The following is a 4,991-nucleotide window of genomic DNA, read 5'->3' on the forward strand; positions in this document are numbered from 1 at the left end:
CTGCTAACCCCTCCGTTGAGTGCTGGGTATTTGTTGCTCTGCGCCCCGTTCGGCCGCAGAGGGAAAAGGCCCGCAAAGGGAGGGGGGGGGGGGGGTGGGTCGGGGGGGCTGGGGGGGGTGGGGAAGAGGGGGGGAACGAAACAGTGGGAGGGGGAAAGCACGAACGAGGGGGGAGGGGGGATGCGGGGTGTTCCCCGCGGTCACGTCAGTCCTGCGCGTCGAGGTAGGGCTCGACGTTCTCGGTGTACGCCGTCTCGATGCGCGGCGTCACCGTCTCGAAGGCCTCGGCCGGGTCGGCGCCCTCGATGATGATCTGCTCCAGGGCGTCGTTGAGCAGGGCGTCGGCGCCGGGCACGAAGACGCGGACGTCGTCCTGCTTGCGGGCCTTGTCGGCGAGCTGGTCCACCGCGGTGCGGAACTGCGGCGTCTCCTCGTAGGTGGCCTTCATCGTGTCGCTCTCCACCGCGGAGGTGCGCACGGGCATGTAGCCGGTGGCCTGCGAGAAGGTGGCGGTGTTCTCGGTGTTCGTGAGGAACTCCAGGAACATCGCGGCCGCGAGCTGCTCCTCGGGCGTCTTGGACGACGGGATGGCCAGGCCGGTGCCACCGGTCGGGGTGCCGCCGCCCTGCGGGCCGTCGGGCAGGTAGGCCGTGCCGACCTCGAACTTCGCGGCGTCGAGCGCGCCCTTGAGCGAGCCCGTGGAGCCGATGGTGGAGGCGATCAGGCCGGAGGAGAAGTCGGCCATCGCGTCGTCGGCCGACAGGGTGGCGACGCCGGACTTGTGGAAGAGGTCGTGCACGAACTGGCCGCCCGCGATCGCCTCGGGGGTGTCGAGGGTGAGCTCGAAGCCGTCGGAGTACGCCCCGCCCTGGCCCCAGATCATGTTCTCGAACCACCAGGCGCCCCACGACGGGCCGGTCGACAGGCCGAACGTCGAGCCCTTCTCGGGCACCTCCTTCTTCAGGGAGGCGTCCCACTCCTCGAGCTCGGCCCAGGTCTCCGGGCCGCGGTCGGGCAGGCCGGCGGCCTCCCACAGGTCCTTGTTGTAGTAGAACAGCGGCGTCGACCGGGCGTACGGCACGGCCCAGTGCTGGCCCTCGTACTCGTAGTCGGAGTAGAGCGCGGGCTGGAAGTCGGCGGCGTCGGCGTCCAGGAACTCCATGACGTCGTCGACCGGCATGATCTGGTCGTTCAGGTGGTAGCGGAACCACCACACGTCCGAGGCGATGACCAGGTCCGGCAGGTCGTCCGTCTGCGAGGCGGCCTGGAAGCGCTGCGCGACCTCGTCGTAGTCGGCGCCGGCGGTGACGAGCTTGACGCTGATCCCGCTCTCGGCCTTGAAGTCGTCGATGAGCTGCTGCTCGACCTCCTGGGACACACCCGGGTGGTTGCTCCACCAGGTGATCTCCTTGGCGGGCTCGACCTGCGACCAGTCGACGGCCTCGGCCGACGCCTCGTCGGAGCCGCCGGCCGCGCCGACGCTCGGGCCGGCGCAGCCGGCGGCGGTCAGGGCGGTGAGCGCGGCGAGCGCGGTGACGACGACGGCGCGGGGGCGCCGGGCGGCCCTGCGGGCAGGACTGTGGGACACGGGGGTGCTCCTTGGGTTCGTTCCGGTACGGCGCACCCGGTTCCGGGCGCTGGGGGGAGGGGAAGGAGAGGGGGCTCAGCCGGTGACGGCGCCCGCGGTGAGGCCGGCGACGAGCCGGCGCTGCAGGACGAGGAAGACCAGCAGGATGGGGAGGGTCACGACGACCGTGGCGGCGAGCAGCACGCCCCAGTTCGTCATGCCGTCGGTGTTCTGCAGCAGGGTGAGCCCCACGGGCAGCGTCATCTTGCCGGGGTCGTCGACCACGAGGAACGGCCACAGGTAGTCGTTCCACTCCGTCACGACGGAGACCAGGGCGACGGCGGCGAGCGTCGGCGTGCTCATCGGCACCACGAACCGCCACAGCTTGCGCCAGTGCCCCGCGCCGTCGAGCTCGGCCGCCTCCAGGACGGACCGCGGCAGCGTGAGGAAGTGCTGGCGGAACAGGAAGGTGCCGAACGCGCTGGCCAGGCCCGGCACGAGGATGCCCTGGTAGGTGTTGAGCCAGCCGAGGCTCGCCACCAGGGTGTAGTTGGGGATGATCGTGATCTGCGGCGGGATCATCAGCGTGGCGATGACCAGCCCGAACACGACCTTGCGGAACGGGAAGTCCAGGAAGACGAGCGCGTAAGCGCAGCACAGGCCGAGCGCGACCTTGAGGCCGGCGCCGACGATCGTCAGGCCGATGCTGTTGGCCAGCAGCCGGCCGAGCGGGATGGCGCCCGCGGCCTGTGCGTAGTTGTCGAGGTCCGGGTGGGCCGGGAGCCACTGCAGCGGGAGCTGGTAGAGCTCGTCGGGAGCCTTGAGGCTGGCGAGCGCCATCCAGAGCAGCGGCGCGCCGAGCACGATCGTCGCGAAGATCATCGTGAGGTAGCCGCCGACCTGCGGCGAGCGCCGTCGTCGGGCCGGGTTGGTCGCCGCTGCGGGGGTGCCGGGGCGGGGGAGCGTGGCGGCGGTCATGCGTAGTGCACCTTCTGCTGGACGAACCGCAGCTGCACGGCGGTGACGGCGAGCAGCACGAGGAACAGGACGGTGGCGACGGCGGACGCGTACCCGGCCCGGCCGTTGACGAAGCTCTCGACGTAGATCGAGTACATGAGCGTGGTGGTGGACCCGAGGGGGCCGCCCTGCGTCATGGCCTTGATGGTGTCGAAGGACTGCAGGGAGCTGAGCAGCATCGTCACGAGCAGGAAGAACGTCGTCGGCGTGAGCAGCGGCAGCACGACCGAGCGCAGCGTGCGGGCGGCGGACGCGCCGTCTATGGCCGCGGCGTCCTTGAGGTCCTGCGGCACGGCCTGCAGGCCCGCCAGGTAGATGAGGGCGACGTACCCGAGGTTCTTCCAGAGGTAGACGACGATGACCATGACCAGCGGCCAGGGCCGGCTCGTGTACCAGTCGGGGGAGGCGATGCCCACCCAGCCGAGCACCTCCTGGATGAGGCCGTAGCGCGGGTCGAACATGAAGAGCCAGAGGATGCCGACGGCGAAGCCGCCCAGCACGTAGGGCGCGAACGCGACGGTGCGGGCGACGCCCCGGCCGCGCAGCCTGCGGTTCAGCAGCAGGGCCAGGCCGAGGCCCAGGACCATGGCGCCGCCGACGGTCGCGACCGTGAAGACGAGGGTGGTGGTGACGACCCGCCCGGTGGTGGGCGCGGTGAACCACTCGACGTAGTTGCCGAGCCCCACGAACCGCGCGGTGGGCGAGCCGAGGTTCCACTGCAGGGTCGAGAGGTAGAGGCTCTCGACCAGCGGCCGGTACACGAAGACGAGCAGGAGGGCGATGTTGGGGCCGGCCAGCAGGAGCGCCCAGAGCAGGGCGGTGCGCCGGCGGCCGGCCGCGAGGCGGCTGCGGCGCGGGCGCTGCGGTGCTGTGCGCTCCGGGGCCGCGGATCCGGCCGGCGGGGCGCCGGGGTCCTCCGGCGCCCGTGGCGTCGCGATGGTGGTCACGTGCCGGGAGCCTAGGAACCCGTCTGGGCGTTATGCGGCTTTTTGGCGGCCGGGTGGCCGAGGCTTCCGGCAACGTACACGCGGGCGTCTCCCGGGGGTCACCTGGGACGACGGGACGTCACGTGCCGGTCATGTCTATCAGGCAGATGGACGAGTTCCTACTATGCAGATGGACGGACTTCTACCAGGCATCTCGACGAGCTCTCAGCCGCCGATGGCGCCCATGCTGCGCTCGGTCTCGGCGAAGGCGTCGGCGGCCAGCTCGACGGCGTCGCTGCCGTGGGCGCGGGGCTTGGCCCACATGGCGGCCCGCCACGCGTCGCCCACCTCGTCGTCGGTTGCGCCGGCTCGCAGCAGGGACTTGAGGTCCGTCTCCTCGTTGCCGAACAGGCACGAGCGCACCGTGCCCTCGGCGGTCAGCCGGGTGCGGTCGCAGGCCCCGCAGAACGAACGGGTGACGGACGCGATGATCCCGACGGTGGCGGGGCCGTCGTCGACCAGCCACTCCTCGGCCGGGGCGGACGGGTCCTCGCGGCCCGCGGGGGTGAGCGTGAACCGCTCCTGGAGCACCGCCAGCAGGTCGGCCGCGCTGACGACGTCGTCGCGGGTCCAGCGCCCGTCGGCGTCGAGCGGCATCTCCTCGATGAAGCGCAGGTTGCAGCCGTGCGCCACGGACCAGGCGAGCAGGTCGGCGGCGCCCTCCAGGGTCTCGGGCAGCAGCACCGCGTTGATCTTGACGGGCGACAGCCCGGCGGCCAGCGCCGCCTGGATCCCCTTGAGCACGTCGTCGAGACGGTCGCGCCGGGTCAGGGTCGCGAACGCCTGGCGGTCCACCGTGTCCAGCGAGACGTTGATCCGGTCCAGCCCGGCCGCGACCAGGGCGTCCACGCGTTTGTCCAGCCCGAGCGCGTTCGTCGTCATGGCGATGCGGACGTGCTCGTCGGAGCCGAGGGCGCGCATCGCGTCGTCGGCAGCCGTGCGGGCCGCGCCGATGATCTGCTCCAGGTCGCGCCGCATGAGCGGCTCGCCGCCCGTGAACCGGATGTCGCGGAGACCGAGGTCGTGCACGCCGACGCCGACGAGCCGGCCGATCTCCTCCGGCGTCATCAGCTCGTCGCGCGGCACCAGGGGCAGGCCCTCGGCCGGCATGCAGTACGTGCAGCGCAGGGAGCAGGCCGTCGTGATCGACACCCGCAGGTCGCGCGCGACCCGCCCGTACCGGTCGACCAGCAGCGGCGTCTCCGGGCGCGGCCGGCCCGCCGGCGTGGCCGCGCGCCGGGGCACGCCTCGCACCGACGGGATGCCGAGAGTCACAGCGCTCATCTCCCGAGACTAGACCAGCCGCGCCGGCGTATCCGCCGTCGTCCACCTCACCTTTGAGGCCGGGGTTTCTCCGCTTTCCGAAGGCGGAAAGCGGAGAAAACCCCGACCCAAAAGTGAGTCGCCGGCTTCGCGGGGGC

General features: G+C 71.6%; 4 protein-coding genes. All 4 read right to left on the reverse strand.

Translation table 11 applies throughout. The annotated features are described in order from the left end of the window. Positions 1–205 precede the first annotated feature (205 nt). The 4 genes from ACFV9Q_RS18990 to moaA all read right to left on the reverse strand — a co-directional run bounded on the left by ACFV9Q_RS18990 (position 206) and on the right by moaA (position 4,854). Positions 206–1,588, reverse strand: a complete 1,383-nt coding sequence (locus ACFV9Q_RS18990) for an ABC transporter substrate-binding protein (RefSeq protein WP_377235665.1) — start codon at positions 1,586–1,588, stop codon at positions 206–208. Between the two features lie 75 nt (positions 1,589–1,663). Continuing rightward, positions 1,664–2,545: a carbohydrate ABC transporter permease gene (locus ACFV9Q_RS18995; protein ID WP_377235666.1), complete on the reverse strand. Its 882-nt coding sequence runs from the start codon at positions 2,543–2,545 to the stop codon at positions 1,664–1,666. Further along, the gene (locus tag ACFV9Q_RS19000; RefSeq protein WP_377235667.1) at positions 2,542–3,531 is read right to left on the reverse strand and encodes a carbohydrate ABC transporter permease; all 990 of its coding nucleotides are present in this window, start codon (positions 3,529–3,531) and stop codon (positions 2,542–2,544) included. The genes ACFV9Q_RS18995 and ACFV9Q_RS19000 overlap by 4 nt, the downstream gene beginning before the upstream one ends. Positions 3,532–3,735: 204 nt before the next feature. After that, complete coding sequence (moaA, locus tag ACFV9Q_RS19005; protein WP_377235668.1) at positions 3,736–4,854, reverse strand: GTP 3',8-cyclase MoaA; 1,119 nt, start codon at positions 4,852–4,854, stop codon at positions 3,736–3,738. Between the last annotated feature and the right edge of the window lie 137 nt (positions 4,855–4,991).

The organism is Promicromonospora sp. NPDC059942 (assembly GCF_042731755.1).
In the GTDB taxonomy this organism is placed as follows: Bacteria; Actinomycetota; Actinomycetes; order Actinomycetales; family Cellulomonadaceae; genus Promicromonospora.

Excerpts from the sequence above, each read along its gene's own strand:
- ACFV9Q_RS18995 (WP_377235666.1), bottom strand. The coding sequence starts at position 2,545 with ATGACCGCCGCCACGCTCCCCCGCCCCGGCACCCCCGCAGCGGCGACC.
- moaA (WP_377235668.1), bottom strand. The coding sequence starts at position 4,854 with ATGAGCGCTGTGACTCTCGGCATCCCGTCGGTGCGAGGCGTGCCCCGG.